This is a genomic window from Pedobacter sp. MC2016-14, assembly GCF_020991475.1.
Taxonomy (GTDB): Bacteria; Bacteroidota; Bacteroidia; order Sphingobacteriales; family Sphingobacteriaceae; genus Pedobacter.
Map to the genome: position 1 here is coordinate 329,998 of NZ_JAJMPA010000001.1, position 18,625 is coordinate 348,622.

Annotated in this window: 15 protein-coding genes; 3 read left to right on the forward strand and 12 right to left on the reverse strand. The window is 37.5% G+C overall.

The window, feature by feature from the left end:
* Nucleotides 1-5: 5 nt before the first annotated feature.
* Nucleotides 6-1,904 carry an acyltransferase family protein gene (locus LPB86_RS01315; protein WP_230640672.1) on the reverse strand — a complete coding sequence of 633 codons (1,899 nt, stop codon included), beginning with the start codon at nucleotides 1,902-1,904 and terminating at the stop codon, nucleotides 6-8.
* Nucleotides 1,905-2,412: 508 nt separating this feature from the next.
* Here LPB86_RS01315 and gmd point away from each other — a divergent pair.
* Complete coding sequence (gene gmd / locus LPB86_RS01320; RefSeq protein WP_230640673.1) at nucleotides 2,413-3,525, forward strand: GDP-mannose 4,6-dehydratase; 1,113 nt, start codon at nucleotides 2,413-2,415, stop codon at nucleotides 3,523-3,525.
* Between the two features lie 4 nt (nucleotides 3,526-3,529).
* On the forward strand, nucleotides 3,530-4,609 hold the full coding sequence (locus tag LPB86_RS01325) for a mannose-1-phosphate guanylyltransferase (RefSeq protein WP_230640674.1): 1,080 nt from the start codon (nucleotides 3,530-3,532) through the stop codon (nucleotides 4,607-4,609).
* A gap of 208 nt (nucleotides 4,610-4,817) precedes the next feature.
* Here LPB86_RS01325 and LPB86_RS01330 read toward each other — a convergent pair whose 3' ends face one another.
* The 3 genes from LPB86_RS01330 to LPB86_RS01340 form a co-directional block, all read right to left on the reverse strand.
* The gene (locus LPB86_RS01330) at nucleotides 4,818-5,810 is read right to left on the reverse strand and encodes an acyltransferase (protein WP_230640675.1); all 993 of its coding nucleotides are present in this window, start codon (nucleotides 5,808-5,810) and stop codon (nucleotides 4,818-4,820) included.
* A gap of 186 nt (nucleotides 5,811-5,996) precedes the next feature.
* Nucleotides 5,997-6,953 (reverse strand): hypothetical protein, encoded by a 957-nt coding sequence (locus LPB86_RS01335; RefSeq protein ID WP_230644334.1) that lies wholly within the window; start codon nucleotides 6,951-6,953, stop codon nucleotides 5,997-5,999.
* Nucleotides 6,922-8,163, reverse strand: a complete 1,242-nt coding sequence (locus LPB86_RS01340) for an MBOAT family O-acyltransferase (protein WP_230640676.1) — start codon at nucleotides 8,161-8,163, stop codon at nucleotides 6,922-6,924. Before LPB86_RS01340 ends, LPB86_RS01335 begins: the two co-directional genes overlap by 32 nt.
* 726 nt (nucleotides 8,164-8,889) lie before the next feature.
* Between LPB86_RS01340 and LPB86_RS01345 the strand changes: the two genes are divergently transcribed.
* Nucleotides 8,890-9,804: a hypothetical protein gene (locus LPB86_RS01345; RefSeq protein ID WP_230640678.1), complete on the forward strand. Its 915-nt coding sequence runs from the start codon at nucleotides 8,890-8,892 to the stop codon at nucleotides 9,802-9,804.
* Nucleotides 9,805-9,811: 7 nt separating this feature from the next.
* Here LPB86_RS01345 and LPB86_RS01350 read toward each other — a convergent pair whose 3' ends face one another.
* The 8 genes from LPB86_RS01350 to LPB86_RS01385 all read right to left on the reverse strand — a co-directional run bounded on the left by LPB86_RS01350 (nucleotide 9,812) and on the right by LPB86_RS01385 (nucleotide 18,622).
* Nucleotides 9,812-10,867 (reverse strand): acyltransferase, encoded by a 1,056-nt coding sequence (locus LPB86_RS01350; RefSeq protein WP_230640680.1) that lies wholly within the window; start codon nucleotides 10,865-10,867, stop codon nucleotides 9,812-9,814.
* Nucleotides 10,868-10,901: 34 nt separating this feature from the next.
* Nucleotides 10,902-12,140 carry a WcaI family glycosyltransferase gene (locus tag LPB86_RS01355; protein WP_230640682.1) on the reverse strand — a complete coding sequence of 413 codons (1,239 nt, stop codon included), beginning with the start codon at nucleotides 12,138-12,140 and terminating at the stop codon, nucleotides 10,902-10,904.
* Nucleotides 12,141-12,150: 10 nt separating this feature from the next.
* On the reverse strand, nucleotides 12,151-12,987 hold the full coding sequence (locus LPB86_RS01360) for a glycosyltransferase family 2 protein (protein WP_230640684.1): 837 nt from the start codon (nucleotides 12,985-12,987) through the stop codon (nucleotides 12,151-12,153).
* A gap of 4 nt (nucleotides 12,988-12,991) precedes the next feature.
* A complete protein-coding gene (locus LPB86_RS01365; RefSeq protein ID WP_230640686.1) occupies nucleotides 12,992-13,567 on the reverse strand; it encodes a WcaF family extracellular polysaccharide biosynthesis acetyltransferase in 576 nt (191 codons plus the stop codon).
* Between the two features lie 2 nt (nucleotides 13,568-13,569).
* On the reverse strand, nucleotides 13,570-14,655 hold the full coding sequence (locus LPB86_RS01370) for a glycosyltransferase (RefSeq protein WP_230640688.1): 1,086 nt from the start codon (nucleotides 14,653-14,655) through the stop codon (nucleotides 13,570-13,572).
* A gap of 89 nt (nucleotides 14,656-14,744) precedes the next feature.
* The gene (locus LPB86_RS01375) at nucleotides 14,745-15,923 is read right to left on the reverse strand and encodes a glycosyltransferase (protein ID WP_230640690.1); all 1,179 of its coding nucleotides are present in this window, start codon (nucleotides 15,921-15,923) and stop codon (nucleotides 14,745-14,747) included.
* Nucleotides 15,924-15,971: 48 nt separating this feature from the next.
* Nucleotides 15,972-17,342: a hypothetical protein gene (locus tag LPB86_RS01380; protein ID WP_230640692.1), complete on the reverse strand. Its 1,371-nt coding sequence runs from the start codon at nucleotides 17,340-17,342 to the stop codon at nucleotides 15,972-15,974.
* A gap of 44 nt (nucleotides 17,343-17,386) precedes the next feature.
* Entirely contained in the window at nucleotides 17,387-18,622 is a 1,236-nt protein-coding gene (locus tag LPB86_RS01385; protein WP_230640694.1) for a glycosyltransferase family 4 protein, read from the reverse strand.
* Nucleotides 18,623-18,625 lie beyond the last annotated feature (3 nt).

Below are 18,625 nucleotides of genomic sequence, written 5' to 3' on the forward strand. Positions count from 1 at the left end.
AGGCGTCATCGCGAAATGAGGGTATCTGATGCCATAAACTTCTTAAAGATCGGGCTGGCCAATACCTTTGCCAAAGCCTTGTCTGCACCAAACTTACTCAGATGGTGGTCGTCCGAAATATAAGGAACAGCATTAGGAGAGATGCCCGGTACACTGTCTGTATTTATAATCGGGATATACACCTCTTTTAGCTTAGCCTTTAACAGTCCATCTATTTTAACGGAATTCGCTTTCAAAAAATGTTTCCAGATGGAAATGTGGTATTGGTGTTCCTTCGCGGCAATGGTGGGGTATGGAATGGTATAGGTTTCATTCTGCCCAATGAGCACAACAGGAATTTTATAGGATTTCAAAAAGCTCAGCGTAGCCTTAATGTCGCTGAGCAATTCCGCCCTGCGGCCTTCATATGCATCCACCCAGTTCGCACTCAAAATCACCCCGTCAATCGCATCGGCATTTTCCACAATAAATTGATCATACACAAAATCCCTTACCTCCGTACAGTGCGCCCTGCCGCTCATATTGATGACCGGAAAACACCCACTTGCCGTGGCCTGCAACAGATTCACATTTCTCTCTGCAAAAGCCTCCCTTAATGAAGCAGAAAAATGTGCGCCATGGCTGTCGCCAATCAGTAAAATATTCTTTTTACCCTTACGTAAATCCAGGCATTTCCCCCTGTTAAAAGGTTTCGCACCGGGACAACTGGGACAAACAAAACAAGTACCCAATTGATATTGGGGAACCAGATCTTTGACTTTGGCCTTACCGTAGCCTGCGATTTTCAACGTACTAGCGCTAAAAGCCACCTTGTTTAACTGGAAAAAAGCGATCAGGCCCAGCAAAACCAGCAGCCCTGCAGAAAAGCCCATGATCCCGGCACTGCTAAATTTTAAGGGCTCCAGGTACCGATAAGAACACCAGCCTAAAGTCGCCGCCGTTAGTAACAGCAGGCAGAGCACTACAGGTGTCATTTCCAAACCAAGATATTGTGCAAATACATATACCGGCCAATGCCACAGGTATAAGGAGTATGAGATTTTACCCGGCCACTGTACAGCAGTCAGCCGCAACCCCCTAAAATCATTCCAGTTGGCCATCAAAATGAACACCGTAGCCACAACAGGCAATAAAGTAAAAGCACCGGGCCAGGCCATGCTGCTGTCTAAAAAGAAAAAGCACAAAATAATAGCGGCATAACCTACCAGCGCAGTGAGCTTTCTCAGGCCGGCTTTAGCAGCATCTGTCCCTGACCTTTCAAAAAAGAAAGCAAGCCCACCTGCCAGCATTTCCCAGGCACGGGTATGCAAAAAGTAAAAAGAAGTGCTGGGTGCAATGCTGGTGGTATAAAGCGCCAGGCAACAAAAGGCCACATTTAACAGCACAAAAACCCACAAAAACTTAAGCTTATGAGAGAACAGCCTGTTCAGTGCGAGTAAAATAAGCGGATAAAGCAGGTAAAACTGCCATTCTACAGAGAGCGACCAGGTATGTAAAAAGATATTCGTATCGGAGGAGGCATCAAAATAGCCAGCGTTCTGCCAATAGTAGATATTGGACAAAAACAGCAAACTTGCTAAGCCGTTCTTTAAGGTTAAGGCATAATCGTCTGGAAAATAGACAAAGAATGCGCACAGGGCCACCAGGATCACCAGAAAAACTAAAGCCGGTACAATTCTTTTTAAGCGCTTGCCATAAAATTCGGCGAAAGAAAAGCTACCACCAAGTATCCCATTGTTAATGATTTTGGTCATCAAATACCCAGAAATCACAAAAAAAACGTCAACCCCTGCAAAGCCACCAGTTAAATAAGGAACCTTAAAATGAAAGAGCACCACACCCAAAACCGCAATTGCCCTCAGCGCATTGATGTCGTATCTAAATTTAATACTGTCTTTAACCATAGGTAAGCATTCGCAGGGATGAAGGTAGGGCTTTCCAGTTAATTATCGAAACCGACCTCCCCGTCATTCCGAGCAACCATTCCCAACCCGCCCCATCCTTCCGGATTTGAGGAATGAATGAGCAAGCCTTCGTTGTTGGACATTACAAAATTATATATACATATAAATCTACTGGTCAAACAGGGGCATCTTGCGAATTCATCTCCAACAAAACTTGTGTAATTTCAAAATAGGCTATAACATTCAAAGCCAACATGCCAAATCCCTACCCTTTACACACCCAAAAACATTACACTAATATTATAAAATTTGAATAATTCGAGTATATTTGGACTCAACTAGGGCGCGTATTGTACTTTTAACACTAAGATAACATCAAATCACGATGAAATTAACGGGCAGAAAGGCAAAACACCCTAATTTTATTTCCATAATTGCATAATTTAACAAGCGGAATAAAACATTAAAACATACATTATCTAAAACTCAGCTTACACGTACAAGAAACATGAAGAAAGCGCTAATTACAGGTATCACAGGGCAGGATGGCTCCTATCTCGCAGATCTATTGTTAAAAAAAGGTTATGAAGTACACGGTATCAAACGCCGTAGTTCACTCTTCAACACAGACCGTATAGACCACCTTTACCAGGACCCGCATGAAAGCAATGTTAAATTTGTACTGCACTACGGCGACTTAAGCGATTCTACCAATTTAATCCGGATTATCCAACAAGTACAACCAGACGAAATCTATAACCTGGGTGCAATGAGCCATGTACAGGTAAGTTTCGATACCCCAGAATATACCGCAAATGCCGATGGTATCGGAACCTTAAGAATTCTTGAAGCCATCCGCATCCTCGGATTGGTAAAAAAAACTAAAGTATACCAGGCTTCAACCTCAGAATTGTATGGTTTGGTACAAGCAGTTCCACAATCAGAAACTACTCCATTTTACCCACGTTCTCCCTACGCAGTAGCCAAAATGTACGCTTACTGGATCACCGTAAATTATCGCGAAGCCTACGGTATGTATGCCTGCAATGGGATTCTTTTCAACCACGAAAGCCCATTACGTGGCGAAACCTTTGTAACCCGCAAAATCACGCGTGGTACCGCTAAAATAGCTTTAGGCATGCAAGATAAATTATACCTTGGAAACTTAGACGCACGCAGGGACTGGGGACATGCTAAAGATTACGTAGAAGCCATGTGGTTAATCTTACAACAAGAAACCCCGGAAGATTTTGTCATTGCTACCGGTGTAACTACTACCGTACGCGATTTTATTAAAATGTCTTTCCAGGAAGTAGGGATCACCTTAGCATTTACAGGTGAAGGTGCAGACGAGAAAGGAACAGTAGTTTCCTGCTCAAACCCAGATTTCCAGGTAGAAATTGGTAAAGAAGTAGTCGCAGTAGATAAACGCTATTTCCGCCCTACAGAAGTAGATTTACTAATCGGCGATCCAACAAAATGTAAAACAAAACTAAACTGGATGCCTAAATATGATTTAGCCGCATTAGTTAATGATATGATGACTTCAGATGTAAGTTATTTCCGCAAAGAAAGAATGTTAAAAGAAGCAGGATATTCCGTTAAAAACCAGTTTGAATAAACCTATGAACAACAACAATTACGTATTGATCATGGCAGGCGGAGTAGGAAGCCGCTTCTGGCCAAAAAGCCGAAACAATTTCCCTAAACAATTTCTGGACATCCTTGGTATAGGTAAATCATTACTGCAACTTACGCATGAGCGGTTTCTGAAACTATGCCCATCAGAAAACATTTTCATCGTAACCAATAGCCAATACAGGGATATTATTCTGGATCAGTTAAAAGGCATTACAGATGCACAACTGATCTGCGAACCAAGCCGTAACAATACCGCACCCTGCATCGCTTACGCATCCTTTAAACTGGCTGCTTTAAACCCAAATGCAAACATCGTAGTTGCCCCCTCCGATCACTTTATCCTATACGAAGACATCTTCGTGAGCAAGGTAGAACAAGCTTTGGCCTATACAGAAAAGCACAACGCATTAGTTACCCTAGGTATTGCACCAACGCGTCCTGATACAGGCTACGGCTACATCCAGTACGACGCACATGAGGAAGAGGGTATCCATAAAGTAACTGAATTTAAAGAGAAGCCTGCCTTAGAAAAGGCGAAAGAATATCTGGCTGCTGGTAACTACGTTTGGAATGCCGGAATCTTTATCTGGAAAGTGAGTTCAATTCTGGAGGCGCTTCAAAAACATTCTCCAGAAATACACGCCTTATTTCAGGAAGGAAGCGCATTATACAATACAGACCAGGAACGTGCTTTTATAGATGAGAAATATCCAACCTCTCCTAATATCTCCATAGACTATGCAATTATGGAGCAGGCAGATAATGTGTATACCATACCTGCAGATTTCGGCTGGTCTGATTTAGGCACCTGGGCATCTTTATATGAAGCTGCACCAAGGAATGAGGAAAACAATGTGATTTCTGCCAAACAAATCAATGTCAAAGAGACCACCAATAGTATTATTCATATCCATACTGATAAATTAGCTGTTATTAGAGGCTTGGATGACTTTATTGTGGTAGATGAAGGCAACGCCTTATTGATTTACCCTAAAGGTCAGGAACAGGAGATAAAAGCAGTTGTGGCTGAAATGGCTAAAGAGTTTGGAGAGAACTTTATTTAGACTTAAATAGCAAGATTTCGAATTTAAAATCCCTACTGAAAGGGAATCACATTCTACAGAGTATTACTAAAGAGATTACTCCTAACGTTGTTAACAGAATTGGTCGAGATTTCTAATTCTTTAGACCTCTCGACCAATTTCAAATAAAGAAAATGTAAGTCTTAGTAAATATTTCCCCACACTAATGAAGGAAATTTTATGTTTTAGATTACCTCCCAAGATCTAAATTTGGCTTACCATATTTAACTCCACCTGATAGCCTTGCAGATGGTTTCTCAATAAAATACCAAAATCCCCAAGAAAACCCATAACAAACTAGCATCGCCAATATCAATAACATCCAATAATGAGAAGGATTTGTATAGCGCTGCAATAAATTGATCAATTTGATTCCAATTGGAAAATGCATTAAATATAATGAATAAGAGATCTCTCCAGTAAATTCAAGTCTGGAATTTACAGGTCTCCTATAAAATAATACAACTAAAACCGTAGCAACCGCCGAAATAGAAGCAGGTAACTCATAATAGCAAAACGAAAAAATAACCATGGATGCTAGCGTCACAATTTCTAGATAAGGACGTTTTTCCGCAATATAAATCAAATACCCTAATGTCCCAATCAGGAAAAAAACCAAATAATCAAATAACCCAATATAATTCGTTAAGGAAGTTTGGGTTAGGATCATTAAAAATGGGATTATCAAAACCATTGATAGCTTTGGGAATTTGGATAATGCGACAAAAAAAAGACCTATAAACAAATAATATTCTGCCTCAATCCGCAGCGTCCAAAATACGGGATTTTCGGAAGGAATATAAATATAAAACAAACTTTTAATTATTCTAAGTGGGGTCTCTGGATTGGAAATATGCCTTATTTTATAAGAAACTGCAGCTATTATAAATGTCAACAGCAGAGCGACTAAGTAAGGAGGATGTAAGCGCAAAAGACGCTTGTATAAAAACTTAAAATAGTCACTAATAACATACCTCGATTTAAATAAGCTATAAGGAATTATAAATCCGGATATTACAAAGAATATGTGAACACCATATCTTCCATAGTCTCTAAATACCTCAAAAAGTTGCGGTAGAGTGCTACCGCTAGTGACCTGATCGCCGAAATGGCATAAACATACAGCAACTACTGCTATCCCCCTTAATAAAGCGAGACTTGTTATTTTAGATTGTTTAAACATTTAAAACAAATTTACAAATGTTTCGTCGCTAAATAGTAAATCTTAACAATAAAAACCTTTGTTTTAGCACATTAATGATCCCCCTTCATGAAACAGCGGCTAAAAAGCATTTCAAAAAGATCAGAACAGATATCTTGCTCGCTGATCCTCAAACTTAGCTCTTAGAAATTCACAATTAAACGAGGCTTATAGGATGAATTTCTCTTTCCTGAGTATACCTATTAAATACTTATTGAATATATTAACGCCATATTGGTTCACGTGACTATCATCATAATGCATATTAGCAGGCAGATTAAGCTTTTCATTAAAATTATAATAAGGGCCAAATTTGGATAGCAATGTATCAATAGACTTGTTATTAACATATGAGTTATAATTTGACCTTGCAAATGGAGATTGAACTAAAACAAAGGGAATCTTCTCAACTTCTAACTTTTTAAGAATTCTTTTTAAAGCATTTAGCTGGTCATCTGATACACTAATAACTGACTTTTCCCTGCGTTTAAAACTTTTTGAATTCTTATAAGTTTCAACATATCCTCCAGAAATATATTTCTCCCCTTCAAATTCACCATTTTTGGTATCCTTTAAATGTAGAATATTATTAAAACTACTAAATATTAATGTGTTGTAAGCCTTCAGACTATTAGAGTTGAAAGTCATTTTCACAGTCTCAAAACTGACTTCACCATTTGACACTAAATCAATGGTTGACTCAAGTCCATCAGAATTTAACAACATAGGATAAATGTCTATGATAACAAACTTTGGGTTTAAATCATCGGAAAATTTATTCATTAAATATTCAGTCTGAATCAAAGTCTGCGCACTTGATCCAAGGTTGCAAATATCATAGCCATTCCTTCTAAAAATCCTTGGATCATAACCCCTATAAGCATGAGATGATCCAATAACCAAAATATCGACATTTCGTTTCTGTCGTGCTTCTTCCAACCGGCGACCGACAAAGCCAAAAGCACCTCCCACCCTCATATTTTTTACTAATAGCTTAGGTGCGAAAGCGCCAGAGACTATTATCATTAAAATGTAAATTAGGGTGCTAAAAATAAAAAAGAGAATAAGCCTGCTAATGAATTTTTTCATTTCTTTAAAATTGGAAGTAAATAAATCCTGTCTCATTAGTTTGCATATACATTCCTATACAAAATATAATTATTGAATAAAAGCTCCACCTAAAAATTGGTCTCCAATTTGAACCAAAATTCTCGATAGCATATTTTCCTTCTCTGCCGATCCATTCAATTATCATAAAAATAACTAGAAGTATGCAGACAAGCTTAGGAACCTCATGTGGCATCCTAAAAATTTCTACCGAAAAGATGTTAGTCAAGTACTGAATTGCTTGGCTGACTGTTGCAGCCCTAAAAAACACCCAAGCCAAAATGGTAAGTGAAAAGGTAAAAATAATCTGAAAAAACTCTTTAACTGAAGGCAAAAGCTTTCCTTTGGCCACAATTTCCATATTATTTCTATTTGTATTAAAAATTATAGACGGCATTATAAAGAGCGCATTAAGTGCACCCCAAATAATAAATGTCCAATTAGCTCCATGCCAAAAACCACTGACAATAAATATTACGAAAGTATTCCTAATTTTCATCCACATACTACCTTTACTTCCGCCTAATGGAATATATAAGTAATCCTTAAACCACGTCGACAAAGAGATGTGCCAACGCCTCCAAAATTCAGCAATATCTCTCGAGAAATAGGGAAATGCGAAATTTCTCAATAAGTCGATGCCGAACAATCTAGCTGTTCCAAGAGCTATATCAGAATAACCAGAAAAATCACAATAGATTTGAAAAGTAAAAAATAAAGCACCAAGGAGCAACGTACTACCGGAATAGCTAGCTGAATGATTAAAAATTTCATTTGCGTATTCTGCACAATTATCCGCAATAACAACTTTCTTAAATAAACCCCAAAGTATTTGTCTCAATCCATCTGCCGCATTAACATAATTAAAGCTTCTCTTTCTTTTTATTTGCGGCAATAGATGTGTAGCTCTCTCTATAGGACCGGCAACAAGGAGTGGAAAGAAACTAACAAATAGAGAATAGTCCACGAAATCCCTTTCCGGTGCTATCCTATTCTTATAGATATCAATTACATATGAAAGCCCATGAAAAGTGTAAAAAGAGATGCCTACAGGAAGAATAACATTTAGAGTCCACACGCTGGTTTGTAATCCCAGCTGGCTCATAGAATCTGCAAATGACTCCGCAAAAAAATTAAAATATTTAAATGTGGCTAAGAAACCTAGATTCACAATTATGCTAATCCAGAACCAAATTTTCTTCGCGACTAAGGATTTTGAGTCGTACATTTTTAGCCCTGTGTAATAATCGAGTAAAGTGGAGAAAATTAATAGAAACAGAAACCTGTAATCCCAGCAGGAGTAAAAGTAATAACTTGACACCAATAGAAGAACGTTTTGCATTCGTAATCTATCCTTCCCAATTAACCAATAAAGCATGAACACAACTGGAAGGAATACCGCGAAATTTAACGAATTAAATAACATAAGACCCAATTTTAAATTTTAATGTCATGAGGATAAATTGTTAGTCCGGAAATTAAATAGCAGGCAATAGTAACAAAAAAAATACTCATATTAACAGAAAGGCTAAAATATAGTTATTAAAAATCCTCCTTAATCAAAGAACAGCTTACTAGTTAAATACAAATAAATTGAAATATACAAAATACAACCTAAAAGAGAAAATTTGTCGCAATAAAACACAAAAAGATCATTAATATATACCAACTAATTTATCTCATACTCAAAAAACAAATATATTTTTCGCATATTAGTCACGAAATACAAGATCAAAATCAATCTAGTCTTAAATCATATTTAATTTATTAAATATGCAAAATCAGGATTAAATTAATAATTAGCATGTCTTTCGGTGAAATTTGGTTCTCATTTCATCGAAAACAGTAAAAAAAACTAAAGAATTTACTCATTACATAAAGATAATGAGCACTGTAATTTTATTTTATGAGATCCCTAAAAATTTAAGAATCCTATGAGTAAAAAACACATTTAATGAAGCGGAAATCAATTAAACTCTTAAAAATAATCTTATTATCGACAATAATACTTATCTTAATCACTGAAATCTCTTTAAGATGGATAATGGGACTTGACAATGCTGTTTTATATAGAAGAGATAAAGACTTTGAATATATACCAATTCCACAAGAAGTAGTCCGATTTGGAAAGCGAAATTTTTATAATGCTTACTCCCAGCGCAACGATAACATCACAAGCAAAGATTCCATAATTATTGCAGGTTTTGGGGATTCAGTAATTAATGGTGGCACCTTGTCAGATCAAGATAGCCTGGCAACGACAAAGTTGACCAAGTCCTTATCTAAAAAGTATAAAAAGCCTGTTAAAGTTTTAAATATTGCGGCGGGATCATGGGGGCCAGACAATTGCTTTGCATATTTAAAAAGATATGGGGATTTCAAATGTCAAAAAATCCTTTTGGTTGTGAGCTCCCATGATGCTTTCGATAATATGACATTTGAAAATCCCAACCAGATTGATCCGCGGCACCCGGAAGAGCAATACAAATTAGCTGTTATTGAAGTATTATATCGGTATATCTTGCCGAAGATATTTGGTAAACACAGAACTTCAACCACGGAACCATTTTTCATAAATAAAAGAACAAAATCAACTCCATTTAACCCCGGTTTTAATAGCTTCTACAACTATTGTAAAAATAAAAACTTACCTTTTATAGTGTATCTCCATTCCGACACAAGCGAAGCTAAAAGAGGGAAATACAACGAACAAGGACAAATAATAATTAATTTTTGCAAAAATCACAACATAGATCTAGTTAAAGAACTGGATTACAATATCCCCATAGATTCCTGTTATAGGGACCCAATCCATTTTAACGACCATGGCCAGCAAAAAATGTTTGAGATACTGGAAAGTAAATTATAGATCATTATCACCTTCCTCCTGTAATTAATTCATAAAATTTAGGAATAATAAGCTTAACCAAATAAGCAACAGTTAAAGCGGTGCTAATAGTCAATAATATAGTTAAAACATACACAATTAATGTACCCGATTCAGTTTTTCCGACAATTGACAAGAGTGCTTTTTTATAAATCGTTAGCACAGGCTCATGAAAGGCATATAGAAAAAAGGTAAAAGAAAAAACAGGATAATGTTTAGATTTTTGAAAATCTACATCCCTAAATAAAATATCATATAATGCCCAACTGGAGAAGACACCAAGCAAAACTCCGGTCTTCTTTAAGCTATTTAACAACAATGGATTTATATAGTCAAATTGAATCATAAGTTCCTTGCATAGCACAAAACTGACCCATAGGCCAACAAAGATGAATGACTGTCTCCCAAATTTAATTAGCAAAACTTTTTTCCATTCCATTCCAATATATGTACCTAATGAGAAAAACAAAATGGATTCATTATTAACTACTACAAATTGATAGTTTAAGAACCAAAGAACAAAAAAAGCAATTAATACAAAATACTTTAAAGTCTTTATCAGATAGAATAGGATTGGGGAAAGTATCACTAAGAGCATTAGATCTTTTACAAACCACAACTGGTACGGCAGAGGATCTAAAAATATAACAGTTAATAGTTGTTTAATTGGATAGTCTTTAATTAAAGACATATTTATGAAAGACCTGGAAAAGGGAATGGTCTGCAGCATAAAAAATACAAATAAGCCCCAAAGAGACCAAAAAAGATAAGGGATAAAAAGTGTTTTAAGTCGCTTAGAGATTTTATAATTAAAATCTTGAACTGTACCTTTTATGTTGAAAAAGAACAAATAACCAGAAATTAGAAAAAAGAGCGGTACAGTTACTCTTGCCAACCCGTCGCTAAAAAAATTCTGAATAAAATAACTGAAACTTTTATCCAGGCCAAATGTACCATTATTCAAATTATTGGCATGTAAAACTACAACCATGACCATTAAAAAAAACGAAACTACTTTTAATTTTACACTTAAATATTCATTCATTTTAATATCGAAATTTGTTATACAATTGACTAAGTTACATTTTTAATTGTTGCATTAATTTAGCTAGTATGCTATCCTTATCCAGGTACTGCTTAGCGTATTCCCGGGCATTGAATCTCTCTTTAGTATAATCATTCTTACAGCATAAAACTATTGCATTCTTCAGCGAATCTTCATTTTCAGGAGGAATAACCATCCCCATTTCATATCTTCTAATGACATCACCCAATGAAGTCCCTGGATGAGCAGTGACCAAAGCTAAACCGCCAACTGCCAAAATCGTAGTCAACTTAGAAGGCATAACCAGATCACTTGCATCAGCCTTTTGCAGTACGAGGTGAACATCTGCTACATTAAGAAAATCATTAAATACCTCATTACTCTGTAACGGGAGAAAGGAAACATTATCAAGCCCTTTCTCTTTGCACATTTCTATTAGTTTCTCTTTAAAAGGCCCTGTCCCACAAATTACAAATTTTATAACTTTCTCCTCTTTAAGTTGCTCAGCAATTCTAACCAGACTATCCAATCCTTGCTTTTCGCCGATGCTACCAGAATATAAAACGATCCTGTCATCCATCGAAAATCCCCATTTAGGCTTTAGCAAAGCTCGTTGTACTACGGGAAAATAATTATGTATATCAACCCAATTAGGGAAAAATGTGATCTCTCTCGACCATTTATTTACGATCTGCCTGGTCATACCCTCAGAAATGGTACTTACATAATCTACACGTTTAAGAATAAATTTCTCCAATGCAAATAAGACAGAAAAAAGTCCATCAGGCAACATTTTCAGCTGCTTTGCGGCATCAACCTGGAGATCCTGAATGTGATAAACGATCTTACCACCCTTAAAAAAGCGGTAAAAAAGTGCTAGAAAGCCAAGATGAAATGGGGGAGCAATGGAGAAAATCAGGTCATTCTTCCTTTTAAACAGGAGCAGGAAGACTACAAAAAATGAACTTAAAAAGAAAGTCGCCTCATGGATTAAACGCTTCAATCCAGAGGGTGCTACCGGCACGTATAAAGGGCACCTGTAGACTTTTAAATTATCGCTGAGCGTTTCCGTTTTATAAAAGTTGCCTGTATAAGGCTGTTGAACCTTCCAATAGGGATAATAAGGAAAACCGGTAACCAAAGTAGTCTCATAATTGTGCTCTGCCAACCAGGACACCATTTCACCAGTATAACGACCAATTCCTGTAAGTTCGGGTGCAAAATTAATCCCCAAAACCAAAACCCTTTTTTTTATTTTATTATCGTTTTCCAAAATGATCCAGTTAATTTTTAATTTTCTCCTGCTTTAGCTCTTTGATCTTGCAATAAACCTGCGTAAAGTATGACATTTTAAGTATGGCAAAAGCAAGCCCTCTTGATCCATCTCTAAAACCACCTAATAAAAAAAAGCTCCCAAAAAAGTAAACAATTCCTATAAAGGGGCTCTGCATCAGCCCATATTTGATTTTCTGCTTCCAGGTTAGTTTCTGATCCAGATCCGAATCCCCCAGCTTTTTCAAAAACCTGGATGCCTCCCAATTTGCATATTCAACATGCTTATTCACGTAGTGGGCGACACCCCTGAAATCAAGGTGATCAATCTTACTTTTAATCTTTCCAATCTCGCCAACCAGTATTGGATGCTCATGGATCTCCATGTCAAGTTTGCTCCACTGGTCTTCATCTATTCGCTCATATTCGCCTGCCCCCACCCTAAATAAAGCGAGTTTATCCAAAGGATATCCTCCTTTAAGTTGTTTACCAAGAAAATAAATAGTGTAGTTTAGCCAATATGCTATTTTATCATCTTTCGCCAGTGCTGCTGCTAATTCTTCTTTAAAAGCAGGCGTCAAGTACTCATCAGCATCTAGAAATAAAATCCATTTGGTATTCGGGGTGTGGTTTCTTAAAAACCAGTTTCTCTTTTTGGGGAACTGTCCGTTCCAAGCAAAATCAATTACTTCCGCACCGAAATCTAATGCAATCTCTTTTGTTCTATCTGTACTACCAGAATCTATTAGAACAACTTTTGCAGCAAAATCCTTACCTATCGCCTCCAGGCAACCTGGTAAATTTCGTTCTTCATTTTTAGCAGGTATAGCAATTGTTAAGTCAATCATCTCCTTAAATTGTAGCGGTATTCAAATCAGTAATAATTCTTTCTTTTAAAGGCTTAGCAGGATTTCCGGCACAAACCATCCAGGATGGCATATCCCTGATCACAACTGACCGTGCGCCAATTACAGCACCATCGCCAATAGTTACACCAGGATGTACAAATGCCTCTGCTGCAATCCAAACCTGCTCGCCAATTGTAATGGGTGCCGTAAGTAAAGGGAAACCTTGCTTGGTATAATCATGGGTACCGGCACATAGATAAGCTCCCTGAGATACAACTGCCCTTCTCCCTATGGTAATCTTACCCTGTGAATACAAATTGGCACCGCTGCCAATGCCGCATTCGTCATGTAATTCCAGATTCCATGGTGCCCATATTTTAACACCGGGATATACATGAACGCCGTTTCCAACGTTAGCCCCAAATAACCTTAATAGAAAAGAACGCCAGCCATGAAAGGGACGTGGAGAAAATCTGAATAAAATTTGATAAACCAAACCCCAGACTAACCTGCCAATTCTATTTTTTAGGGAAAAAGATGCCCCAACATGCGTGTCAGTATTCACTAATTCAGAATTCATACCTATTTTATCACCTCAAATAAACGATCAGCTGCTTTTTTAACAGAAAAACACGCATTAAATGTGTCTTTAGCAAAAATACGCATATCTTTTTTTTCTTTATCTGTTTTCTCAATCCAATTTTTCAGCATACTATAAGTTCCTTCTTCGGTATCTGCGCCGATGACGCCTGCCTTCCCCATTTCAATTTCTTTCCAAATGTTTACCTGATCGGAAATTAAAACTGGTGTAGTACAAGCCAGCGCTTCTACAACCGCAATTCCAAAATTCTCCTGATGACTTGGTAATACAAACGCTTCTGCTCCATAAAAAGCCCCCCATTTAGCATCTCCAGTTAACATACCAGGAAAAATTATATTTTTATAACCGCCCACCAAAGTAATAATATCAGTCCCAAATTTGGAATCCAAACCTGGTCCGGCGATAACTAATGTTGGCAGTTGAACTTTTTCCTCAGATAATTTCAAATAAGCTTTTACTAAAAGATCTACGCCCTTTTTCTCATCTATTCTACCCAGAAACAGTAAAAAATCGCTTACAGAATATCCCAGTATTCTTTCAAGTGCAATCTTCATCCCTTCGTTAAATGCAGGAGGTGTCTCCACACCTAAGCCAACTACATGTCGGGTTTTTGGATGGTAGCCTGTAAATGTTTGCGAGGCTAAATTCATTTCAGATTCACAGGTAAACAACATACCTGTGGATCCGTTGATAACATTTTTCTCTACCAGTTTCCAAAAAACCCAATTTCTTACAGCTTTTATCTTTCTTCCTTTTGCCCGCTGAAAATAAGGGTCAAGCATCCCATGTGGCATTACAAAAAGCTTTATCCTATCATTTTTCAAGCTCTTAAAAGCTTTATAAGTTGCAAAAGTATGGTATTGCCAAAGGCCATGGATAATTAGCACATCAAAATCGTTGATATGATTTGTAAGCCATTCAAACAGCAGTGTCGAATATCTCCAGGGAGTTTTAGTTGGTCCTAAAGCATGAGCCTTAAATGGCAGCTCTCTTAAGAAAAAGCTAGAGGGATCGTTGAGACAGGCTACCTCATTTATCACATCAAATGTACTTAAACCAGCAATCATCGTTTTAATTGCCTGGGTTACCCCGCCCTCTTTTGGGTCAATACTGGAGACAATATGAAGTACTCTCATTTTCTTATTTTTATCTATTTTTATGACGAGGTGTTCTGATTCAATACCTGGATGTATATTTCTTCAATTTCATCCAGGGCCTTTTCTAAATCAAAACGTGCTACGTTTGTCTTATTTAATAACTGATGTTGATCAAATTCTTCCTCGCTTAAATTCAATATAGTCTCTAAAACACCAGCTGACTTAGTAGCCCAGTTTTCTTTGTCAACTTCTTCAAATGGCATCCTGTCTATCAAAAAGGCAGCATCGCCGGCTACTTCTGTCATTGGTGCTTCATTTGTTGTAATGACCAACGTTCCCGAAGCCATAGCTTCGGCTATAGGCCAGCCAAAGCCCTCCGCAAGAGAAGGAAAGATAAAAACCGTAGCGCCCGAATAAGCAATTTGTACATCATCATTTCCAGCACCAGAATATATAAAAATATCTTTAGCATACGCAGAATTCGTAATCGCCTTTAACAAACTGCCGTCTGGTTCTTCTCCTACCAACAGAAGAGGCAGTTCTTTTCCGGACAATTTTCTCCACGAATCATAAATAGCAACTACCCCACCCCGGTTTTTATACCATTGATTACCACCAACATGCAAAATATATCCCATGCTTAAATCAGCACCTAACTTGGTTTGAAGTTCTTTTCTGGACGAGACTTTTGACAAAGGTTTAAATGACTTATCTAATCCATTATACACAACTTCTGAAATATCAGGCAGCTCTTCCAGGAACTCTTCCAGATCTATTTTAGTCCTTTTAGAAACAGATATAAAGTTCCTTCCTTGCGAGTAGCCATTTCGAATGTATTGCTGGTACTTGATACCGGTGTAAGAGGTTAAATTCTCCGCAATTTGTCCTAACGCGGACCGTTGAGCCAGAAAATCATGGCAATGAATTACATGAGGCATTTTATTAATCAAAGGAACATATGGACCTAAGGCATGGTCTGTAATAACATATAGGACCTCTTCCTCTGCAGATAATTGCTTTAAACGTCTGCGAACTACTAAGGGAAATGCCAGATATTGATCCAAATAACCCAACCACTTTTTGACCCCTTTAACTTTTAACTTTAAAAAGTATGGCTCTGGTCGCCAAATCTCCACTTTATGTCCGCGCGCCTTCATACCGTCAGACAACATGTTGGCGAAACGCAACATACTTTGTGATCCTAAAAACAAGGGATGTGAAAAAAAAACGATTTTCATAACAATATCTATTTAAAAACCTCAATTAATATTAGTCCACTGTCTCCGCTACTTAAGCATCCTATCCTCGGCTGGCTTATTTAGCGATGCAATGATCATCCCTCCAATCAGAATGCTAAACCCAAGTGAAGTAGCTTGTGCCCATTGAGCCTGAGGTATGTTCACTAAGCCAAAACTTAGGAGAATCCAGGGAAGGAAATCACCACTTACAAGTTTTTTATAAGCTCTTACCGAAAGATTGAAACAAAAGGAAAGCCTAACCAAAATAGCGCCAATACCCATTATGGCACCCAACTCCCCCACTAAACGCCCCCATTCACCTTCTGCAATTAAATAAGAAACCTTTCCTGTGAGCAATTGACTACCTACACTTGTACCCATTCCAATTCCATAGCCAAAAACTGGTTGCTGAGTAGATTTATTCAGAGCGCCTAACATTCCTCCAAGGTATCTGTCTCCCAAGGTACCTTGTAATCCCCCTTCCTGCTCACCAGCAGTTTCAAATCTAGATGTAAAAGCTTCCGTTGCCTGGTTAAAAAAAGTAAATTGACTCAGGATAATGATACAAAAAAATAAGACTATACCACTTATAATTATCTTACCAGCATATTTTGGATTTCTTGAAGCTCCTATCACCGCAAAAAATACAGAAACTACTATTGCAAAAAATAATCCACGACTAATAGACAGTGGTATGGAAGCAATTACCGCACCGGAAGAAAAGATCAGGATCAATCGATTTACCCCTTTTTGATTTAATAAAAAATAGATAGAAAAACACGCTACCAAACTAAAGAAAAGCGAAATTCCATTCGTAAACGAGAAAGTGCCTGAAGGTCTAAAAAATCCCATAGCACCGGCAAAACCTGTCCCCTCATCACCCCCAATACCTTTATTTACCCAAGCAGATTGCGAACTGTAAAACTGGAGAGCAATTAATGTCACCATTATTATTGAGATTACTAACAGCGCCTTCCCCATCTCCAGAACATCATTACGATCCATAATTTTCCCAATTACAAATATCATAGGGAAATGTATCATAAATATCCTGGCCCCAAATATGGCTACCGGGACACTTCCATGTCCAACAAAAATCGCTGCTATAAATCCAAATACCCCTAACCAAAACATTGCATTTAAATAAAAGTTAGAAGGCAGCAGCCCTTTATTCCAACAGGTTATAACCAGCCAAATTGCGATAGGATCGCGAATGACCAACAGGGGCGTGGCCAATCCAGGAAGCACCCATTTTCTTAAGGCTCCTTCAAAAATAAGCAGAAAAAAATAAGCCCAGATTCCTCTTTTTAGATTAGTCATTAGCCTACGACTTACCTTTCTGGATTTAGCCCTAAAAGCAACATTCGGTTCGCCACTATCTTCCCGTTCGATATTTAAGACTTTCTGATTATTGCTCATTTTTATATTGTTATATATTTATCTTTAATTGTTACACAGACATATTACATCTTAAGCAACGCATCCGATAGTTCCTTACCATAGCTTTCCCATGGCCTTTTTTTTGCGGCATTCATTGCTTCAGTTCCAATTTCAGCAATATCTTTGGGCCTTTCCAGCAATTTTTCAATTGCCTCCTGTAACGCATTAGTTGAACCCGCTTCAATTATCCAACCATTTGAACCATCATTTATCAAATCAGGACCAGCGGTTCTATCTGTTGTGATCACAGGCGTTCCCTGTGACATCGCCTCTGTTATTACCAAACCAAAACCTTCAAATAATGAAGGAAAAACCAACACATCATGTTGCCTCATTAATTCTAAAATCTTTTCATGCGGCAGACTTGGAATCCAGGTGTGTTTTTTTAGCGCCGCATCTAATGCGGGACAATCTTGACTTGTCTTAGCGCCAACAACCGTTAGTTCAACATGGTTACCAATGTTATCCACTGCAGTAAACAAATCGGCTATGCCCTTTCGCTGTGATAAGCCTCCTACAAACAATAATTTTAAAGGTCTTTTTTCTATGCCAAGATATTTTCGTTCTGTATATACAGCCGGAAATCCATAAGGGATAACTTCAATTTGAGCTAACTTCCCGGGATATTCCATTAATGTACTTGCGGTAAAGCTACTTGCTACAACTATATGATCTGCAAGATTTAATTCTTCATCTTTTCTCGACAATTTTACAGCAGAATCCTGTAAACCGATAAGTGTAGAGGCCCACTCTGGCCATCTCTCATGTTCTGTATTTAAAAGTTTCCTTGCGGCTTTCCAATAGCCAATAGGTAAATCATATATACATTTTATACCGTACTTTTTTGCTTCCTTAAAAGTATGTAATGCACCATCCTCATAAGCATATACAGCCGTTAAGCCCTTTGCATATTGCTTTCTAATCTGGCACGCTACTTTTTTGTCCAGGCCACTGTAAACAGCATCAACACTTAAAGGCCCTTCTTCATGTCTTACCAAACTTTTTAATCCTAACTTTTGAGCAGCAATACGGCCCACTTCCAGCCACGGCCACATTTTTGTATCAGCCCGCAGAAGATTATCAAAACGGCGCCTGTCTAATTCTGATAAAGCTTTTATCGTCGCTAGTTTATCAAGTATGTTATTATCGAATACAGCAAGGCTCGTATAGAAATTGGATAGAATACCGGCCTTAGCACAACCTAGTGCAGCCTGTCTAACATTTGCATTACCAGTAGGATGTGATAATAAAATTTTCATCAA

What these genes read in the sequence shown, in the direction of transcription:
- LPB86_RS01315 (WP_230640672.1), bottom strand. Translation starts at nt 1,904, where the DNA reads ATGGTTAAAGACAGTATTAAATTTAGATACGACATCAATGCGCTGAGG.
- gmd (WP_230640673.1), top strand. Translation starts at nt 2,413, where the DNA reads ATGAAGAAAGCGCTAATTACAGGTATCACAGGGCAGGATGGCTCCTAT.
- LPB86_RS01325 (WP_230640674.1), top strand. Translation starts at nt 3,530, where the DNA reads ATGAACAACAACAATTACGTATTGATCATGGCAGGCGGAGTAGGAAGC.
- LPB86_RS01330 (WP_230640675.1), bottom strand. Translation starts at nt 5,810, where the DNA reads ATGTTTAAACAATCTAAAATAACAAGTCTCGCTTTATTAAGGGGGATA.
- LPB86_RS01335 (WP_230644334.1), bottom strand. Translation starts at nt 6,953, where the DNA reads ATGAGACAGGATTTATTTACTTCCAATTTTAAAGAAATGAAAAAATTC.
- LPB86_RS01340 (WP_230640676.1), bottom strand. Translation starts at nt 8,163, where the DNA reads ATGTACGACTCAAAATCCTTAGTCGCGAAGAAAATTTGGTTCTGGATT.
- LPB86_RS01345 (WP_230640678.1), top strand. Translation starts at nt 8,890, where the DNA reads ATGAAGCGGAAATCAATTAAACTCTTAAAAATAATCTTATTATCGACA.
- LPB86_RS01350 (WP_230640680.1), bottom strand. Translation starts at nt 10,867, where the DNA reads ATGAATGAATATTTAAGTGTAAAATTAAAAGTAGTTTCGTTTTTTTTA.
- LPB86_RS01360 (WP_230640684.1), bottom strand. Translation starts at nt 12,987, where the DNA reads ATGATTGACTTAACAATTGCTATACCTGCTAAAAATGAAGAACGAAAT.
- LPB86_RS01365 (WP_230640686.1), bottom strand. Translation starts at nt 13,567, where the DNA reads ATGAATTCTGAATTAGTGAATACTGACACGCATGTTGGGGCATCTTTT.
- LPB86_RS01370 (WP_230640688.1), bottom strand. Translation starts at nt 14,655, where the DNA reads ATGATTGCTGGTTTAAGTACATTTGATGTGATAAATGAGGTAGCCTGT.
- LPB86_RS01375 (WP_230640690.1), bottom strand. Translation starts at nt 15,923, where the DNA reads ATGAAAATCGTTTTTTTTTCACATCCCTTGTTTTTAGGATCACAAAGT.
- LPB86_RS01380 (WP_230640692.1), bottom strand. Translation starts at nt 17,342, where the DNA reads ATGAGCAATAATCAGAAAGTCTTAAATATCGAACGGGAAGATAGTGGC.
- LPB86_RS01385 (WP_230640694.1), bottom strand. Translation starts at nt 18,622, where the DNA reads ATGAAAATTTTATTATCACATCCTACTGGTAATGCAAATGTTAGACAG.